Source organism: Pseudoalteromonas rubra (assembly GCF_005887095.1).
Taxonomy (GTDB): Bacteria; Pseudomonadota; Gammaproteobacteria; order Enterobacterales; family Alteromonadaceae; genus Pseudoalteromonas; species Pseudoalteromonas rubra_E.
In genome coordinates, this window is the sequence record NZ_PNCI01000096.1 from 13,367 (window position 1) to 30,968 (window position 17,602).

Genomic DNA, 17,602 nt, shown 5'->3' on the forward strand with positions numbered 1-17,602 from the left:
AATGAAAATAATAAAAATACTCTTAGCCATCGTGTTTGCCGCCACCCTAGGTATCATTTTCTTTCACCAAACGTTGATATCCTCAGTACTTTTGCCCCAATATATTAACTGGGCTGAAGAAACTGATATACAAGGTCGTCAGATTGGCGAACCTTTAGATCAAAAGCACTTAGCAATTGCAAAAGAGATAGGCATACAATCTCCGGAAAAGGTGAGGATAGTCTATGTTGACGAAGTCCCTTTTCCTCATGACAACTTTGCCTTGAAAACGTTAGGCGAAGCACTTGGGTTTGTGGGAGAGGGCATTATCAATAACGCGCAGGTATTTGGTTATTCCATCTACGTACGCCATGGCTTTGAACTCACAACACCTAAACTGGCACATGAACTTGTTCATGTCTTGCAGATTGAACGCTCCAGCCTGCAGGCTATCGTGACACAACACTTTTCTGACCTGGCAGAATATGGCTATGATAATTCTCCATTAGAAGTTGAAGCCTTCAAGGCCAATGAAATATACAAAGATCGTTAAGTCGCCAAATAAAGAGTCGCAAACTCAGTGACGAATATTGCGACTCCAAAAGGTATTACCTGCTGCAGGAAACAAGTACTAATACCCGTCCTGCAGAAACACCCTCGTCAGAGGTTGCCCTTACTCTAATTCAAGTTTCGCTTTTTCGGTTAGTTCACTCGGTAACTCGCGAGATACTGAGACGCCCAATTCTTTAAACTCTGAGGCCTGTTTAATCAGGTTTCCTTTGCCGCTGTATAGCTGAGCCATCGCTTTATCGTACCCTTCCCGAGCCTTATCCAGTTGTTTTCCCACGCCTTCCAAACTATGCAAAAAAGCATTCAGCTTGCTGTAGAACTTTTCAGCACGCAGTGCCAGCTCTTTACTGTGCTTACTTTGCTCTTCAAAACGCCACAACTGTTTCACGATATTCAGGCTGGTCAGCAGGGTAGTTGGCGTTGCAATCAACACCTTATTCTCGAGGGCGTATTGATATAAATCGGGCGCATATTTAATGGCCTCAACAAATGCTGACTCCACCGGAATAAACATGATCACCACTTCGGGAGAGTTCAGCCCTGGTAGTCGCTCGTAAGATTTGTCTCCCAACTCTTTTACCCGTGCTTTTACTGCTTCAACGTGGGCGACAATGGCCTGATTTGCCTCACTATCTTGCTCAGCATTGACATAGCGGGTATAAGCGTTCAAAGAGGTTTTCGCATCCACCACCAGGTGACGCGCTTGAGGCAGATACACAATGACATCGGGACGGTATTTACCTTCTTCGGTCGAAAAACTCACCTCGCGCTGATAATCATTACCCGGACGTAAACCCGCACTGTCGAGCACATTTTCGAGCATCAGTTCACCCCAGTTACCCTGAGTTTTCTTCTGGCCCTGCAACGCGTTTGTCAGCTTATGCGCCTGCTCAGTGATGGCCTGGTTGTTGGCCTGCAAATGCAATAACTCGGTGCGCAGTGCGGCTCTTTGTTTGAGTTCTTCGCTGTGAATGGCTTCCATTTTATCCCGAAAGCCCTTAAGCTCGCCCTGAACGGGTTGTAACAGCTGAGAAATTTTATCCTGACTGTGCCGGGCGAACTTTTCGCTTTTGTCCTCAAAGATTTGTGTCGCCAGATTTTCAAACTCTTGTTTTAACACGGCCTTTGACTGTTCAAGTTGAGCCAGTTGTGCATCAAAAGACTGCTGTTTTTGTGCCAGGGTGGTTTTCACATCGGTCAGCTCTAACTCCAGACGGTGAGCATACGCTTGCGTGTCCTGAGCCATATCTTCTGCTTTTTGCCAGCGATTCTGTAACTCGTTGCTTTGACGTTGCTTTTCTTCCAGCCGAGCTTGTAACTGCTGACAGTCACCATGTAGTTGCCAGTGTTGGCTCTGTGCCTGTTTCAGTTCATCAGTTAATTGCGCCAGCTGACTCTGTAACTGCTCATTTTGTACCGTCAATTGTTGTCTGGCAGTTTGGTTCTTTTGCCGGAACAAACAATACAGAGGGGCAAAAACACATGAAGATAACACGGCACCGGCACTGAGTAATGTCAAAATTTGAGCGGGAGAAAGGGTGGCTAAACTGGACCAAAACATAGGCATTCTCTTGATGTAACTATGTTTAGATAATATCAACTACACAGCTTAAATGCCTATTATATTGTGATTTTCTTGAAGTTTGTTGTGGTGAGCTAGCGGCGCTTAAGCGCCGTCATTTATGCATCAAGTTGCTGTTCATTGAAACGATAACCAGCACCGTAAACCGATTCTACAATTTTGGGCGAGCACTCGATTTGCTTGATCTTCTTACGGATGTTCTTGATATGACTGTCGATAACGCGGTCGGAAATATCAAAGTTGTCGGGCTGAATATGATCCAGAATCTGCTGACGGGAGAAAACCCGGTTAGGCGCCTGATACAACATGGCAAATACGTCAAACTCAACTTTAGTCAAAGACAAGGTGTTGCCTTTGATAGAAACGATTAACTGATCCACATCCACCACGATAGCAGCTTCCTGAGACGCGCTGGGGGCAGCCTGGCAGCGACGCAGAATCGCTTTGATACGCATTACCAGTTCAGCAGCACTGAAAGGCTTACAGACGTAATCATCGGCACCAAACTCCAACCCTTTTAACCGGTCAGCCTCCGATACCTTTGCCGTGAGCATCACAATCGGTACCATTGAGAATTCTCGGATCTGGCGCATACACTCAACACCATCCTGATTTGGTAGCATGATGTCCATCAAAATGGCTTCAGGGTTATTTTCTCTCACCCAGTCGACCACCAAAGCACCATCTGCAATATGGGTAATTTCGAATCCAGAAGCTTTAAAAAACAGCATTACCTGCTCTGCAATATCGTAATCATCCTCAACGATAAGAATATGGTGCTTAGATGTCATTTAGCCTCTCGATTTAGCCTTTAGTTGTGAAAGCTGCTTTTTAACTTGACCCTTTAACTTATCCGATAAAGTTTCATCAAACAACAACATGGTCAGAATGCTGGCCAGATCATCTGAACTGGCAACCTCATTTAGTAGATCATAATCACACTGTGACTGAGGTTCAATAAAGTTTAACTGTGAAATTGTATTTTCGTAGCACAACATAGCTCGCCCCTTGAGTCCATCGCGTCCTAATTCGCCAATATGGTTATTAAAGTCGAACAATGTGGATCAAATATGGAACAGCTTAAAAATGCACAAAAAAAGCCGGTTAACAGTTAACCGGCTCGATACAAAACTTGTATTTAATAGGGGGAAATCAACAATATGCTTACTACAAACTTGGCGTTAACAACAAGCATAATGATAGACCACCCCTTGTTCTAAAAAGTTCAGAAAAAATTAGTTTTTTATCATTTCGAGCATTTGCGCTTCATTAAATTGAGTCAAATTTACGCCTGCATCAGCAAACAAAGCGTCTACCAGTGCCTGCTTGTCCTTTTGCATCTGATAGACTTTCTGCTCAATTGAATTAGCGATGATCAGCTTGTAAACAAATACAGGCTTATCCTGCCCGATTCGATAAGCCCTGTCTGTTGCCTGATTTTCTACGGCAGGGTTCCACCAGGGATCAAAATGGATCACCGTATCGGCCTGGGTCAAATTCAGGCCCGTTCCGCCTGCTTTGAGACTGATCAGGAAAACATCGACCTCACCCTCAGTGAAGCGGGCAATCACTTTATCACGTTGACGAGTTTGACCTGTCAGCATAGTGAACGGGATATTCAAGCTGTCACAATGGCTGGCGATCATGTCCAGTACACTGGTGAACTGGCTGAAAATGATCACCTTGCGGCCTTCTTCTAAGAAAATAGGTAAGTGACCTGATAACCAGTCAAACTTTGCGCTGTTGAACGTCTGAGTTTTATCAACCAGGCTGGGGTGACAGCAGATCTGACGCAACTTCAGTAGGGCATCTAAAAATGCCAACTTGCTGCGCTCTACACCTTGTTCTTTAAATAAATCGACCAGATTAGACTCGATTTTAGCCTGTACCTGGTGGTACATGTCTGCTTGACCACCGCTGAATTCAAGCTTTTTAACCAACTCTGTTTTTGCTGGGAGCTCGCGCACAACTTCAGACTTTGTTCGGCGCAAAATGAAAGGCGCAATTAAGGACTGTAACTCTTTGGCACGCCGGGTATCACTTTCTTTCTCGATAGGTTGCTGGAAGTAGTGCTTAAACTGTTGCTTGGTGCCCAGCACGTCAGGCATCACAAAATCGAGCAAAGACTTTAGCTCCAGGAGGTTATTTTCGACCGGTGTGCCACTCAGACACAGTTTAAATTCAGCAGATAACTGCTTAACACATTTGGAAATCTGCGCAGTTTCATTTTTAATGTACTGCGCTTCATCAAGCACAATTGAATCAAACTCCAGCTCAGAGTAATGCGCCAAATCACGTTTTAGTAACGGGTAAGTGGTGATAATAAAGCGTGCATTTGCAACCTGATTGAGCTGCTTATCACGCTGTGCGCCATGCACCGTCAGCAAAGGAAGGTGTGGCGCAAAACGACGGAATTCGTTCTGCCAGTTACCAACCAAACTAGTCGGACAAACAATCAACGAAGGCTTGGTCACCAAAGTGTTGTGCTGCGAGATAAAGTAAGCAATCACCTGCAGCGTCTTACCCAGACCCATATCATCCGCAAGAATACCACCAAGCTGATGGCGATTCAGGAACCGCAACCAGTCTACCCCCTGCACCTGATAATCACGAAGCGTAAAATGCTCTGCAGAGTCTGGTACGCCGAGTCCTAGTGATTGCTCAGGTTTACTCAGTTCGTCTAGGTAATCTAACAGGCGTCTGTCATCAGACACACTCTCAACTGCATTCAGCTCAAATAATTTGCTGGCGTACGACAATGGAAACTTGAACTGCGAACTGGAGAGATAATAGCTAAATCTTGCTTTTAGCAGGAGCAACTCGTCGTAAACGGCCTTAGGAATGGCATAGCATTGCTCTGCGATATTAATGTATTGATAAACATTAGCCAGAGAATTGACTTCGTGTGAAGGAATTTTATCCCAGTCCAGTGTAACCAGCTTATCATCAAACATTACCCGGCCGATGACGTGGTGTTTTTTGTCTCGTTTTAGTACCAAAGTGACTTTTGGTGTCTGTACCGCTCGGCCACCTTGTAATTCATCGACCTGCCAGAGTTTACTTTGTAAGTAAGGGCGGACTTCGCTATTAAACCAGTGATAGGTTACATCATCATCATGTGGAAGCACGAAGTGATTTTGCTGAGCGGAGAAGCCAAGCCCGTTGAGCATTTTTTCGCATCGATTGAGTTGCTTCGCTTTGGAGTAACGGCCTTCTTTATCCAACAATGATAAAGCCAGCTTCAAAGGAGAGCCGGGCTCTATGCTCAGTCTGGCGACCAGCTTATCTTTATTCACCAGGTGCTCGTGCCCCTGAGGTGGTGGCACTATATTGTCGGCAAACACGTCCTGGAAACGTTTAATCACAGCCTCGATCTTATTTGTGTTGATCAAAGGCATAGTGTGCAAGTGAGCAATTTCCTGTGCACTTAGCTCTGACTCGATCCGACCAAGCAGCATATTTTCAGTATCTAAATAGACAGGTGGATCCGTTTTGATCAGTTGCCACTGCTCGACTCCACTTAAATGACTGGTTAAGCGATATTCATCGCGTTCTTTTTCCCACCTAAACTCAAGGTGTTGCTTATGTCCAAAAGTCAGTGGTTTACGGCTGTTTTGGTAAAAGCAACGCTTACTTTGCACGAGCTGTTGTAACGCTGAGAATCCCCAGCTTCCGGACAGTTCAAAGTGACCAGGCGTATTTTGCGAGCGGATCCAAGAAAACAATCTAAAGTCGCTTTCTAAAATATCCTTTGGCGGCACCTGACTGTTAAGCTGATGCTCGGTTAGCGCACGGCCAAGAGGGTAAACCCCGTCTGGTTTTTGCGGCGTTGTTTTTGGGTTGACCAACAGTTCATTCCCACGGGACTCAAGCACGAATAACAAGACATTCGTCACGTCCAGATCATTCGCTTGTTGCAATTGTGCGAGCTCATTAAACCAGTCATTGACTAGGTAAGACTCACCAAAACCACCCGAGTGATCTATTTTTAGTTTCAACAAGACAGCCGCAATGTGGCGGCATTTGGGATTATTTGAACAAGTACACTGGGCTTCGACAGACGGCGTTCCTTTGATCTGCTCAATTTTGATGTGTTGAGTGAAGGTATTGCCGAAGTTACCCATCACCTGAGCGTCTATCTTTGTGAAGTCCTCAGAGTGCTCCAGAAAGCTAATCTGTTCATCATGCAAATATTGCTTGGCCTTACTTAACAAGGCAGCATTGAAATACTGTTTGAGAAATCGTTCGGACAGTGGAAACTGGGTCGACTGTTCTTGTTTAATTTCCTCAAATAGTGCTAGAAGTTGCTCTTTAGATAACTGCGAAGACATTCGTTTACAATAAAAAAGACGTAAAAGAGCAGTATATGAAATTACGTATTTGAGCTAAAGAGGCAAATGGCGATAAATCGGGAAAATTTGACTGGTTGGATGACAACAGTGTCGAAAAAGTACGAATAACGGCCGACAAATCGGCCGTTAGTGATTAATTGAAACTGGCAAGCAATTTCTCTAATTGCTCTAGACGCTTCTCGGTCATAACACGATCGTCTATCTTAACGGTGATAGCACCGCTTTTTATGTTCTTTTGAACCTTGACGTAGTCATTTTCGAGTAATGCTATGTTTCTGGACTCCGCCTTTGAAAATGTAGTCAGATAATTGGTCAGTAGTACCGCGCGTTTTTCGTCACTGACGGCCTCAGTCGTTAGCTGTTCAGGCGCATACTCAGCCACTTTTTGTTTGAAACCCTCACTCTGCTCCTGAATCGCGGCGATCAGCTTTTTAGCGGCTTCGCGACCCAAATGATTTGCCGTCGGATACAGACTGACAACTTCGAGCGGGATCTGCTCATACGCTTTTAACGAATCTGCAATCGCGGTATGTGATAAACCCTCTATAGCCGCAATCTCGCGATAAGATCCTTTTTTGCCTTGTTGAATAAGTAACTGTTTGGTTTGTGAAAAAGCTTTACCCTGTTCCCACAAACTTGGTGCTATGTATTGGTCTGATGACACTGAAAGCACTTTGGCGTCTTCATCTGTGAAGTCAGCAGAAGTTAAAATAACATAATCAGCGCCACCTAGCAGGCAGGCTTTTCTGCGTCTGGAGCCTGATAATACTTCATGTACAGCGCCTTTTTCCCAACATAACGCAGGGTGTAGATTACGCTTGTCGGCTTCTATAGCAGGAAGAATATCTGCTACGGAACGTTCGTTGAGCAGTGTCTGGTCGCGTCTGTTGTCACCATATACCTTTGTGGCCTGACTTATTTCGTTATGTTTAATTACTTTACAGACCAATGTGATCATTCTGTTGGGATCGCTGGGTGCGGGCATGGTCACCACGTCACCCACTTTTGCCTGATCTAACAGATCGTCTAAACTGCTGCCTTCAACGGGTGTTGCAAAAGGATCGATGCGTGTGTCGTTCTTACGTTTTCTAGCCATGAATTTGTTTACCTACTTACTGATCGAGTGATGACTGAGTTGATGGCCAATTTGACCGAACTAACATTTCTAGTTCATCCACGACATCTTTTATATTTTCCTGTGATTTAATCAAAGACTCTCTGCTTGCAAGTGAATCAGAGGTTTTTTGATCAAAAATGGTATTAAACGATGAGGAACTTGCGGTGATCGCAGAGCTGTGATTGATAGGGTAACTCATCACCTGGCGGCCAAATGCACTACGGACGTCTTTAACAATATCCCGCTGTGAATGATTACCTTTAACGTAATTAGTGACCAAAAACTGCATGAAATCCCAGCCTTCATGTCCAAGTGCCGCAACCGTATGATAGATTTCTCCAAGTCTTTTTAGATACTTGTTATTAGCATCAAAGTCGACCGCTTCTGGATGCACAGGAATAAGCATGGCCGTAGACGCCATCAGTGCATTGTAGAACATGAAATTAAGCGAAGGGGCAGTATCTATCAAGATAATGTCAAACTGCTCTGAGACCGGCTCTATGACTTTCTCTTTTAATTTATGATAGTGACGTGTTTGCGCATAACTGGATGATTCTTTTAATTCTGTTGCGGTTTCATGTTCGAAGTAAAAATCGTCCATACCAGATGGTAACACGCGGATATTAGGAATATGCGTTTCTCTGAATGCATCTGATACCAATTGTTGCCAGGTTTCGCCTTCGTCTAGTTCAATACAATCACGCATAAGATCGCCGACAGTGATCGGCTCAGGATCTTGAGATGGAAAAAAGCTTGAAGATGATCCCTGCGGATCCAGATCAATGATCCCGATGCGGTATCTCTTAATATTCGTAGTAGCAAGGGCAGCTGCTATGTTTACCAAACTGGTTGTCTTACCACATCCGCCTTTAAGGCTGTTTATAACAATAACCTGTAGTTTATCGTTTGGTTTTCTGTGGTCGGCTTCTATTCCCAATATCTCGGCCATAGAGAAGATGTTGGCTAATGTATAAGCGTAATGGCCGTTTGCCCCTTTTTGGATAGCCAAGTGATCAAAGTCACCTTGATCATGACGTCGCTTGAGTGTTCTATTATTCACACCTAGCAGATCTGCAGCAGCTTTTTGTGTATATGTGCGAAGTTCTTTATCCTCGCTTTTGAGATGTGCCCGATAATGCTGAATTCGACCTTCTAAGGATTTTTCAGCAACTTCTGCGGTAGCTTTGAGCAGCCTGTACGTTGAGAGCGCATTACTATTGATAGACATACGTTATTTCCTTCAAATGATGGTTATTATTATAATGTCCATTACTTTTGCAGTAAACATAAAAAAACAAAGACATCGATATTTATAACTTACCTAAGGTATAAATAAATAAGTTTAGAATTGGTTAGATCTATAGGTATTAAAGGCTAGATGCTAAATAACGCCACATATCCTATTGTTTTTATTGGAAATGCTACTGTTAATCTGGATCAGGAAACTACTTGGTTAAGATCAGATCTTTCCTTACTCCGAGATCGTTCTTTTACTAACAGCTCTTTTGATTTTTCTAATATACACAACTTATGCACATGTTTGTCCACTATTCTGTAGTGACAGATCTATATTTTACTAAGTTAATTCAGTAAGTTATACACTTAATCTATCGAAGACAAAGGTTTCAATAGGTATAGATCTGATCTGTACTTAGAATAGATCGGATCCTTACCTGCTCGATCTCAATTTATCCACAACAGATCTGAGAAAGCCTGATTTACAGGCTTATTTGGGGCTTTCATTAGCACTTTTAATAAAGATCTTTGTGCCAGTTGGTATAAACTGGATCCCAATATGTCGAGTCTTAGTAAAAAAGTGATCCAATACTGATTTTTTAGCGCAGATCACTTTTTTACTAACTTAAACAATTAACTTTTGATCGTGAATGTGTTGTCATTAACTGTCGCAAAATTCTGGAAGTAAAAAAATGAGCCGTAAGGTAAACATCTCCGTTGATAATTTACCTGATTCCCTTAGAGGTCAGATCCATGGTGTTGAAAGCGCAACCGATAACGAGAGTTTAGCGTTGTTCACTGACAACAAAGATGTTCGAGTATCATTGGAAACTGCTAGTCATGGTTTGCGGGCTTATTCTAACACTTTCAATCATTACGACCTTTGGGGCCGGTTTGTGCGTTCTGGCTATAAAAAGCTGCCCCTGGAAGAAGCGCCAAAGAAAACCATTATTTCCAGAAGAATTTCTGAAAAAGTTGACGGTATCGTGTATGACGGTGAGTTAAAAATTACGCCGGCTGTTGTAAGTAGTAAAAAAGACGGTGAGGAAGCTGAATTTCTTGTATGGCCGTCGGACCGAGAGGAAAAAGTTGAGCGCGCGCTCATTCGCCTTGCTTCAAAAGGTAAAATTGTAAAAATCAATTTTAAGTCCGGTATTCAATATGCTGTGATTTTCTCTATGAATGAGTTGGCTCAAGAGCTCAAAGCTGTTGGTCAATCAATGCCTTACCCTCAGATCAAAGAATCTTTGGAGGCTTTGCAAGGCTCTAAACTATCGTTTAAATATCGTGCAACAGACACTAAAAGTACAGATATAGATGACTCGTTTTATGAGTCTAATATGAACTTTTTATCGTCGCTTCACTTCAGTGGTAAAAAAGGGCAGGGCGGTAACGTTAAGTGTGTGGCCTGTCTGAATGCTTTTGTTCATAATATGATCGACAATTTAGAGTATAAGGGATACTACTTTAATAGCGCGCAAGAATTGAAACGGGGTCTGTCCCGCTGGATGATGCTGCGCTTATATCACCTGTGGAGATATGCAGCTCCAGGAAAAACTTACCATTTCCGTCTTTTATCAATCATGGAAAAATATGGTTCCATCTATCCTGATGATGAAATAACCGACAATAAATTGAAAGCATTACGGCGAGATATGACTACAACAATGAAAGACCTGATCGAAAAAGGGGCTATTTCTGAGTATCATATTTCGAATGTAAAAGATGATAAAAGCGGCAAAATCATAGATTATGTATACGAAATGCACCCATCTGCACAGTTCTGTGACGAGATATTAGCGTTAAATAAACATAATAAGCGAATTGAAATCCAGGGTGGTAAGCGCATTGTCGAAAACGCGGAAGTGATAGACGAAGACACGTTGGAAGAAATCGTGAAAAAGTAACTTGATTGGCGACAATCGAGTTTAGTCTGTCACATGCTGTGAACTAAAAATTATTATGTTAAATCTGAAGCGACATGATATTTTGTGACAGGTTTCTAGCTTTTTAGTATTTGAATATTTTTAAAATTAGACAATGTCGCTTTTAAGCTGCCTAGCACTTATAGAAATAACAAGACTTAGCAACAAATAGAGCTGTTTTTATGCTTATTTATGATGTGTTCTTCTTAGTTGAAGGGTATATCACTCAAGAGGTTATACTTATACGAAGCGTTTGCCGGATGATCGGCTTTAATTCTGGAGAAGATTGAACTGCTATTATGATTGTCTGACGACTTGTTTTATGAATGGGTTAGTATGGGAGTGTTGTTGGATTATCTAAACCTTTTAGCTATGATGTGTTCTTTATGGGGGCCACCAACTTTCGCACCTGGTGGACAAGGTGACCATTTGGATCAAACGCAATTTGTCTGATTAAATGTTCAGCCCGGATTGGTCAGCGTTCGGGGGTAATATTGATGGCTGGTTTCAGTGACGTGGGCAGAATCGTGACGAGGATTTGGGAGGGTGATCCCATTATCTATGATGTGTTCTTATTGGGATTGACACGCAACTTTCATGCTTGATGGACAACGTGGCCATGTGGAACAAAACCGAGTGTGTCTGATTAAATTTGCAGCCCGGATGGGTCAGCGATCGGGGGTAACATTGATGACTGGTTTCAGTGACGTGGGCAGCATCGCGACGAGGATTTGGGTGTGTGATCTTCTATTCTATGATGTGTTCTTAATAGGGTCACGCCGAACACACACGCCTGTTAGATAAGGTGGTCATGTGGAATAAAATCGAGTGTGTCTGATTAAATTTGCAGCCCGGGTGGGCCAGCGATCGGGGGTAACATTGATGGCTGGTTTAAGTGACGTGGGCAGCATAGCAGCGGTGATCCGGGTGGGTGATCCGTTTTGCTATGATGTGTTCTTTTTGGGTGAAGCCTACCTTTCACGCTTGATGGACACGGTGGCCATGTGGAACAAAATCGAGTGTGTCTGCTTAAATTTGCAGCCTGGGTGGGTCAGCGATCGGGGGGAACGTTGATGACTGGTGAGTGATCCCATTATCTATGATGTGTTCTTATTGGAATTGACACGCAACTTTCATGCTTGATGGACACGGTGGCCATGTGGAACAAAATCGAGTGTGTCTGCTTAAATTTGCAGCCTGGGTGGGTCAGCGATCGGGGGGAACGTTGATGACTGGTGAGTGAACCCATTATCTATGATGTGTTCTTATTGGAATTGACACGCAACTTTCACGCTTGATGGACACGGTGGCCATGTGGAACAAAATCGAGTGTGTCTGTCTAAATTCGCTGTTCGAATTGGGCCTGCGATCGTGGGATAACATCGGTGGCTTGTTTGGGTGACTAGGGTAGAAAAGTGACGAGGATTTGGGTGTATAATCAATGATGTGTTCTTGATGAGTGCTCAGTTTTCAAACCCGGAATGGGTAAAATGGCGATTTTGATTTGATACCGATATTTTGATTATAACGATTAGTCAGCTTATCAATGCTCTTATCGGTTGTTGAAATATAAGCCGATTAGATCCAATGACTGTGTTTGGAAAAAGATCGTAACGATTACTGTTTTTCAATTTATTTTGACAAATGTCGGAATGGTTTAACGTTGTTAGATGTACCTGAACTTTGCTGGGATTTTGATAGCGGTACTTCTCGATAGCTGGGTATTGCAGTCCGCCGTCATTAGCCTTAGCATTAAACTAAAGATGTGTTTTTTGGCATCACCGAAGCAAGCTCAATTGGTTAGACTTTTAAGATGCGCATTCGATTTGAGTTAGAAGTTAGGTGTTTACCAGCAACATACTTTGAGCTTGGTAATATCTATTTAAGATCTGTTTGGCTTTATTAAAGAAAATAAAAATTTAGGGATTTTTAATCTAGTGATAGATATGTAGTGTTTTATACGTTTCACTATCATAGATAAAGCCTTTTCTGACCATGAGAAAGTAACTACTTACTATCTTAACTTTACATAGATAACGAAACGTATTAAGTGAGATGGGTAACGGAGATAAGAATTTAAAAAGCAGTCAGGTAGTTGGCATTAGAGTCCAAATTTTACTGACCCTTAACTCATTTTCTAATATATGAACAGAAAATTTCTTCGCTTAGGTATATTTTAAATCGAACTCGCTGACTTATCCTAGTTACTAGAAAAAACTTAACAGAAATGAAAATCTTATCTTCCATAAATTCAGTGTCTGCTTTTTATTTTTTATCCTATCCAAGCCAGGTGTTAGTTATAGTTCCAGTTTTAACCCGTTCTACTCGTTAATTTTTTCCAGGTAAATTCTTTCTATTAGATAATTGTATTCTTTTTTACGTGGATCAGTATCTTCTCGAATATAATTTTTCAATTCACCTATTTTTGTTTCTTTTTGCGGATTTAAAAGAATAAATGGAAGCGCACCGCTTACATGATATCGATTTTTTGCACTAAAGCGAACGTTTACTTCAGGGCTTACTCTGGTAGGGCGCCTTATTCTTAACTTTGCTGATGAAGACAAACTTGAAACCCTAAGTCGTTCTTGTTCAACAATTGATTGCCAGTTATTTTGGTCTATTGCTCTTGGGTTTGTATATTGAGAAGACCGTTGAAGTATATCCAGAGCGGCTTTCTTAGATAGTGTTTTTGTTGAGTGTTTGGTCATCCAAGTAAAGCGCACTGAGTATGGCACTGTGTGCTCGAAGTGTATCTTTCTATAAGCTGCCAAAGTAACTAAACCTGGCACAGCACTATGCACTGCTTCAAATCTTGCGTCGTTATTTGCAATTTCTAGAACTAATTCTTTAAAGGCATCTTTAGCTAAGTTAATTTCGACAAGTCGATTTCTAATTTCACCTTTTGGATCGTTAACTAGGATTAGTCCCGGATGGCGTGTAAGTACTTTACCGCTTTCTTTCTTATCAAGAAAAAGGTCCTTAAATGACTTAACACAATGTGAAAGAGCTGCATCTTCGGTCAATTTTTCTACAGGAATGTTTTCCGGAGCCGAAGTTTCGTCCTTTTTTTCAACCGCAGGAAGCTTAAAATAGATAGCTTGTGCAATATCTGCAGCTTGTATCTCGTCACAGAACAAAGATATTTGTTCAAAAAGATAATCAAAATGTGACCTTATTGAAAGTTTACTTTTCATGAGCTAGCCAATTAAAACGATTTAAAAACAGAAGTGATTATATACTTATTTTTCGTATCTCCTTGATAAAAATTATCAAAGACGATAAGTGTTGATTCGATAATCAATTATATACCATATGTATGATGTGTTCCTACTATTCTAGCCTAACTTTCTTTTTTGTACAACACTATCTGGTCCTGTTATTAACTTCTTGTATGGACAACTTTTAATAAAGGTTTGACCTGTAAAAAAGCCAATTATTTTCTACACTCTCGTTCCATAATTCAAAGATTATTAATAGTTTCTGGCACATACAATACTCCAATAATTCATTGTGTCTTCTCGCTTTACGGGGGGGGTCCGATCTCAAGAATTGATAGAGCAAAATTGTAGCCAGGAATGTTCAGAACAATAGCAATTGCTATGGTCAACTTTGGCAGAAAATCGTTTTCTTTAGGCACTTTGTTCATGGTACCTGAACCGTCTATCCTGGTCTTCAACAAATACTTCAATATGACGACCAAATAGATCAAAATTCTATCGTCCACTGGAAATTTATGACTATTACCAATAATAACTTTTGTACTCTGACCTTATAATTATCATCAATCAGTCGTGGTGAAACAGGTGATTGATAGTGGCCTTTAGTTCTTTGCTCTAACTTACGCAATACTTTCTCGCCTATTGCCAGTTTTTTAATGCCATGGATTGTAAATAGGTTTTTGATTCTTACCTGAATGTTTAGCAAAGACAAATTCTGGGCTTTCTCTGTCAGATGTTGTTTGAGTCAGAATATGCTGTTATGAATTTGACATCACGTGCTAAAGGGCATGTTACGCTAGAACTGATTTAGACCGAAACCAACCGTGGCAGGGTGTGGCGCAAATTGTGCAACACCTTTATTAAATTCGGAATGCATGTTTTTAGTAAAAACTCTTATCACAGTTACCTCATTAGAAATAGTAGTGAGTCATGTACATTAATGCCATGGTAGGAGTGTGCGCTGCCTTCGAACCTTGTTTAGTTAAGAATCTTATACAGACTGTAACGATGAACTCTTGAACGAATGGCGATAGGATATTCTATCTGGATACCGGGGGGACGATGCAAACCATCTTATGATCGTAGTGAGAGAATATACGCAAACTCCCTAATCTCCAGTCAATTTAACATAATTATTATTAAAAAGGAAAATTACTATTCCTGTATAAGAAACTCAACCGAAATAAGCTTTCCTTACGTTGGTATTGTTTATAAATAGTGTAGTTTGCTGAGTGATCCAGGAGTCGCTTAATGTATGATGTGTTCTTTGCCTGATTTAATCCTTTAAATTCTTCGAAATATCCTTGAAGCTGTAGCGTCTATAAGGTACCTTGCCTTTGAGGTAACTAATGAGGAATGAGGAAAATATGAAACCTTGGAGCCCAGATAGCTGGAGAGAACATCCGATAGTTCAACAACCTGAATACCCGGATAAATTAGAGCTTGAATCAGTAGAAAAACAGATCAATGCAGCACCGCCTTTAGTATTCGCAGAAGAAACTCGAAGCTTGTATAAAAGCCTGGCCGATGTATGCGAAGGAAAGGCTTTTTTACTTCAGGGTGGGGATTGCGCCGAGTCATTCGCTGACTTCAGCGCGACCAGCATAAGAGATACATTTAAGACACTTTTGCAAATGGCTGTAGTGCTGACCTATGGAGGCAAGTGTCCGGTTGTTAAAATCGCAAGAATGGCAGGGCAATATGCTAAACCCAGATCTTCTGATTTTGAAACAATCAATGGTGTAGCTTTGCCTTCGTACCGAGGAGACATAGTAAATAGCTTTGAATTTACGGAAGAAGCTCGCATACCAGATCCGAAAAGATTACTGACGGCCTACCATCACAGTGCGTCAACGCTCAACTTACTGCGAGCATTCGCGCAAGGCGGGCTTGCAGATCTTCACCAAGTAAGTCGCTGGAATATGAGCTTTGTTGCAGCAAATCCGATGAAAGAGAAGTTTCAGCAACTGGCCAATCGAATCCAGGAAGCACTTGAGTTTATGGAGGTTTGCGGTATCGACTCTACAGTTGCCCCAAGTCTCAAAGAAACTCACTTATATACATCACACGAAGCACTGCTGCTTGGTTATGAACAAGCCCTGACTCGCAGAGACCACTTAAGTGGTGACTGGTATGATTGCTCAGCTCACTTTGTTTGGATCGGTGAACGAACAAGGCAACTTGACCATGCACATATTGAGTTTTTCAGAGGAATAAAAAACCCGATCGGTGTGAAAGTTGGCCCAGGTATGAAGCCAGACGAACTTATCGAATTGATCGACGCTTTAAATCCAGAAAATATACCCGGACGACTTACGCTGATTACCAGAATGGGCGCTGATGTTTTACCCGAAAAGCTGCCAGCTTTAGTCAGAAAAGTTCAGGAAGAAGGTCGCAAGGTCGTATGGAGTTCTGATCCGATGCACGGTAATACTGAAAAGGCCAGCACAGGTTACAAAACTCGTAGCTTTAATAATATTTTGCGTGAAATAAGCCAGTTTTTCGCCGTACATAAAGCTGAGGGTTCATACCCAGGTGGTGTACACTTAGAAATGACTGGACAACACGTCACTGAGTGTATTGGCGGGGCATATGGACTCTCAGATGAAGACTTGGCTCAGCGTTACCGCACGCAATGCGATCCGCGTTTAAACGCAGACCAGGTCCTGGAGCTCGGATTCTTAGTTGCAGACCTGCTTAAAGATGCTCGAAACCGAGTATAGAAGAAGATAAAAGGGCCTTTGGCCCTTTTTTAATATTTGCGTCTTTCAAGATCAGTCTCTGATATAATCTTGGCTGATATCTCCTCGACTGAGAATTTAGTAGAGTTCAGGTAAGGTATTTTATTCTTCTTAAACAACATTTCTACCTCTCTGACCTCAATCCGACATTGCCGTATTGATGCATATCTTGAATTAGCCATACGCTCCTGTCTGATAGCCGACAAACGCTCAGGGTCAATCGTTAGACCAAATATCTTCTGTTTGTAAGGCATCAAACACTTAGGTAAAGCACCTTTTTCAAGGTCATCTTCTGTCATTGGATAATTTGCTGCTTTAATCCCGTATTGAAGAGCCAGGTACAAACTCGTCGGCGTTTTGCCACTGCGACTCACGCCAACCAAAATAATATCGGCTTTTTCGTAATCTTTTACATTTGCGCCATCATCGTTGGCCAGTGCGTAATTGACTGCATCAATCCTGAAGTCGTAAGTCGCTTCGTGAATGCTGTGTGTGCGGTGAACTTTTGGTACCGGAGCAACTTTTAGTTCTCTTTTTACAATTTCGCTGGAATAAGATAAGAAATCATAGCAAACCCCATCTGATGCAAGAATAATATCGGACAATTCGGGGTTTACAAAGGTGAAAAACACCAACGGCTTTTCGCCACTTGTTTGCGCAGTAGCATTAATTAGCTCTTTGATTTTTTCAGCTTTTTCGACAGTCTCTACAAAAGGGATCGTCTTATGATTAAAGTCTACGGGAAACATCGACAGCGTCGCATGCCCGAATACCTCAGATGTAATCGCTGTTCCATCCGATATATAAAATGCAGTTCTCATTTTAACCTTTCAATTACTTTTTTAGTATTTTTTCGTGTCGCGGTTTACGCCGCTATGCATT

General features: G+C 41.9%; 12 protein-coding genes. 4 read left to right on the forward strand and 8 right to left on the reverse strand.

All coding sequences use genetic code 11. The annotated features are described in order from the left end of the window. Position 1 precedes the first annotated feature (1 nt). Positions 2 to 532, forward strand: a complete 531-nt coding sequence (locus tag CWB99_RS22995) for a hypothetical protein (protein WP_138553556.1) — start codon at positions 2 to 4, stop codon at positions 530 to 532. Between the two features lie 120 nt (positions 533 to 652). Here CWB99_RS22995 and rmuC read toward each other — a convergent pair whose 3' ends face one another. The 6 genes from rmuC to CWB99_RS23025 form a co-directional block, all read right to left on the reverse strand. Continuing rightward, entirely contained in the window at positions 653 to 2,110 is a 1,458-nt protein-coding gene (gene rmuC, locus CWB99_RS23000; RefSeq protein ID WP_138553558.1) for a DNA recombination protein RmuC, read from the reverse strand. Positions 2,111 to 2,229: 119 nt separating this feature from the next. Then, entirely contained in the window at positions 2,230 to 2,922 is a 693-nt protein-coding gene (locus CWB99_RS23005) for a response regulator (protein WP_138553559.1), read from the reverse strand. Continuing rightward, positions 2,923 to 3,129 carry a hypothetical protein gene (locus CWB99_RS23010; protein ID WP_138553561.1) on the reverse strand — a complete coding sequence of 69 codons (207 nt, stop codon included), beginning with the start codon at positions 3,127 to 3,129 and terminating at the stop codon, positions 2,923 to 2,925. Between the two features lie 237 nt (positions 3,130 to 3,366). Further along, the gene (locus tag CWB99_RS23015) at positions 3,367 to 6,462 is read right to left on the reverse strand and encodes an SNF2-related protein (protein ID WP_138553563.1); all 3,096 of its coding nucleotides are present in this window, start codon (positions 6,460 to 6,462) and stop codon (positions 3,367 to 3,369) included. 154 nt (positions 6,463 to 6,616) lie between these two features. Further along, on the reverse strand, positions 6,617 to 7,579 hold the full coding sequence (locus tag CWB99_RS23020; RefSeq protein WP_138553565.1) for a transcriptional regulator: 963 nt from the start codon (positions 7,577 to 7,579) through the stop codon (positions 6,617 to 6,619). A 16-nt stretch (positions 7,580 to 7,595) separates the two neighbouring features. Next, positions 7,596 to 8,828 (reverse strand): AAA family ATPase, encoded by a 1,233-nt coding sequence (locus CWB99_RS23025; protein ID WP_138553567.1) that lies wholly within the window; start codon positions 8,826 to 8,828, stop codon positions 7,596 to 7,598. A 700-nt stretch (positions 8,829 to 9,528) separates the two neighbouring features. Here CWB99_RS23025 and CWB99_RS23030 point away from each other — a divergent pair. Both CWB99_RS23030 and CWB99_RS23035 read left to right on the forward strand, forming a co-directional pair. After that, positions 9,529 to 10,743, forward strand: a complete 1,215-nt coding sequence (locus CWB99_RS23030) for a replication protein A (protein WP_138553568.1) — start codon at positions 9,529 to 9,531, stop codon at positions 10,741 to 10,743. 900 nt (positions 10,744 to 11,643) lie between these two features. After that, a complete protein-coding gene (locus CWB99_RS23035) occupies positions 11,644 to 11,835 on the forward strand; it encodes a hypothetical protein (RefSeq protein ID WP_138686233.1) in 192 nt (63 codons plus the stop codon). A 1,247-nt stretch (positions 11,836 to 13,082) separates the two neighbouring features. On the opposite strand, the gene CWB99_RS23040 is transcribed toward CWB99_RS23035, so the two are convergent. Then, positions 13,083 to 13,955 (reverse strand): DNA replication terminus site-binding protein, encoded by an 873-nt coding sequence (locus CWB99_RS23040; RefSeq protein ID WP_138551459.1) that lies wholly within the window; start codon positions 13,953 to 13,955, stop codon positions 13,083 to 13,085. Positions 13,956 to 15,346: 1,391 nt separating this feature from the next. On the opposite strand from CWB99_RS23040, the gene CWB99_RS23045 reads away from it, so the two are divergent. After that, positions 15,347 to 16,702, forward strand: coding sequence for a class II 3-deoxy-7-phosphoheptulonate synthase (locus CWB99_RS23045; RefSeq protein WP_138551460.1), 1,356 nt, complete (start codon positions 15,347 to 15,349; stop codon positions 16,700 to 16,702). Positions 16,703 to 16,731: 29 nt separating this feature from the next. Here the strand turns inward: CWB99_RS23045 and ppsR are convergent, their stop codons facing one another. Beyond that, positions 16,732 to 17,541, reverse strand: coding sequence for a posphoenolpyruvate synthetase regulatory kinase/phosphorylase PpsR (gene ppsR / locus CWB99_RS23050; protein WP_138551461.1), 810 nt, complete (start codon positions 17,539 to 17,541; stop codon positions 16,732 to 16,734). Positions 17,542 to 17,602 lie beyond the last annotated feature (61 nt).

Coding starts and splice junctions, on each gene's coding strand:
- CWB99_RS23040 (WP_138551459.1), bottom strand. CDS start 13,955: ATGAAAAGTAAACTTTCAATAAGGTCACATTTTGATTATCTTTTTGAA.
- CWB99_RS23025 (WP_138553567.1), bottom strand. CDS start 8,828: ATGTCTATCAATAGTAATGCGCTCTCAACGTACAGGCTGCTCAAAGCT.
- CWB99_RS23010 (WP_138553561.1), bottom strand. CDS start 3,129: ATGTTGTGCTACGAAAATACAATTTCACAGTTAAACTTTATTGAACCT.
- rmuC (WP_138553558.1), bottom strand. CDS start 2,110: ATGTTTTGGTCCAGTTTAGCCACCCTTTCTCCCGCTCAAATTTTGACA.
- CWB99_RS23030 (WP_138553568.1), top strand. CDS start 9,529: ATGAGCCGTAAGGTAAACATCTCCGTTGATAATTTACCTGATTCCCTT.
- CWB99_RS23015 (WP_138553563.1), bottom strand. CDS start 6,462: ATGTCTTCGCAGTTATCTAAAGAGCAACTTCTAGCACTATTTGAGGAA.
- CWB99_RS23020 (WP_138553565.1), bottom strand. CDS start 7,579: ATGGCTAGAAAACGTAAGAACGACACACGCATCGATCCTTTTGCAACA.
- CWB99_RS23045 (WP_138551460.1), top strand. CDS start 15,347: ATGAAACCTTGGAGCCCAGATAGCTGGAGAGAACATCCGATAGTTCAA.
- CWB99_RS22995 (WP_138553556.1), top strand. CDS start 2: ATGAAAATAATAAAAATACTCTTAGCCATCGTGTTTGCCGCCACCCTA.
- ppsR (WP_138551461.1), bottom strand. CDS start 17,541: ATGAGAACTGCATTTTATATATCGGATGGAACAGCGATTACATCTGAG.
- CWB99_RS23005 (WP_138553559.1), bottom strand. CDS start 2,922: ATGACATCTAAGCACCATATTCTTATCGTTGAGGATGATTACGATATT.
- CWB99_RS23035 (WP_138686233.1), top strand. CDS start 11,644: ATGGCTGGTTTAAGTGACGTGGGCAGCATAGCAGCGGTGATCCGGGTG.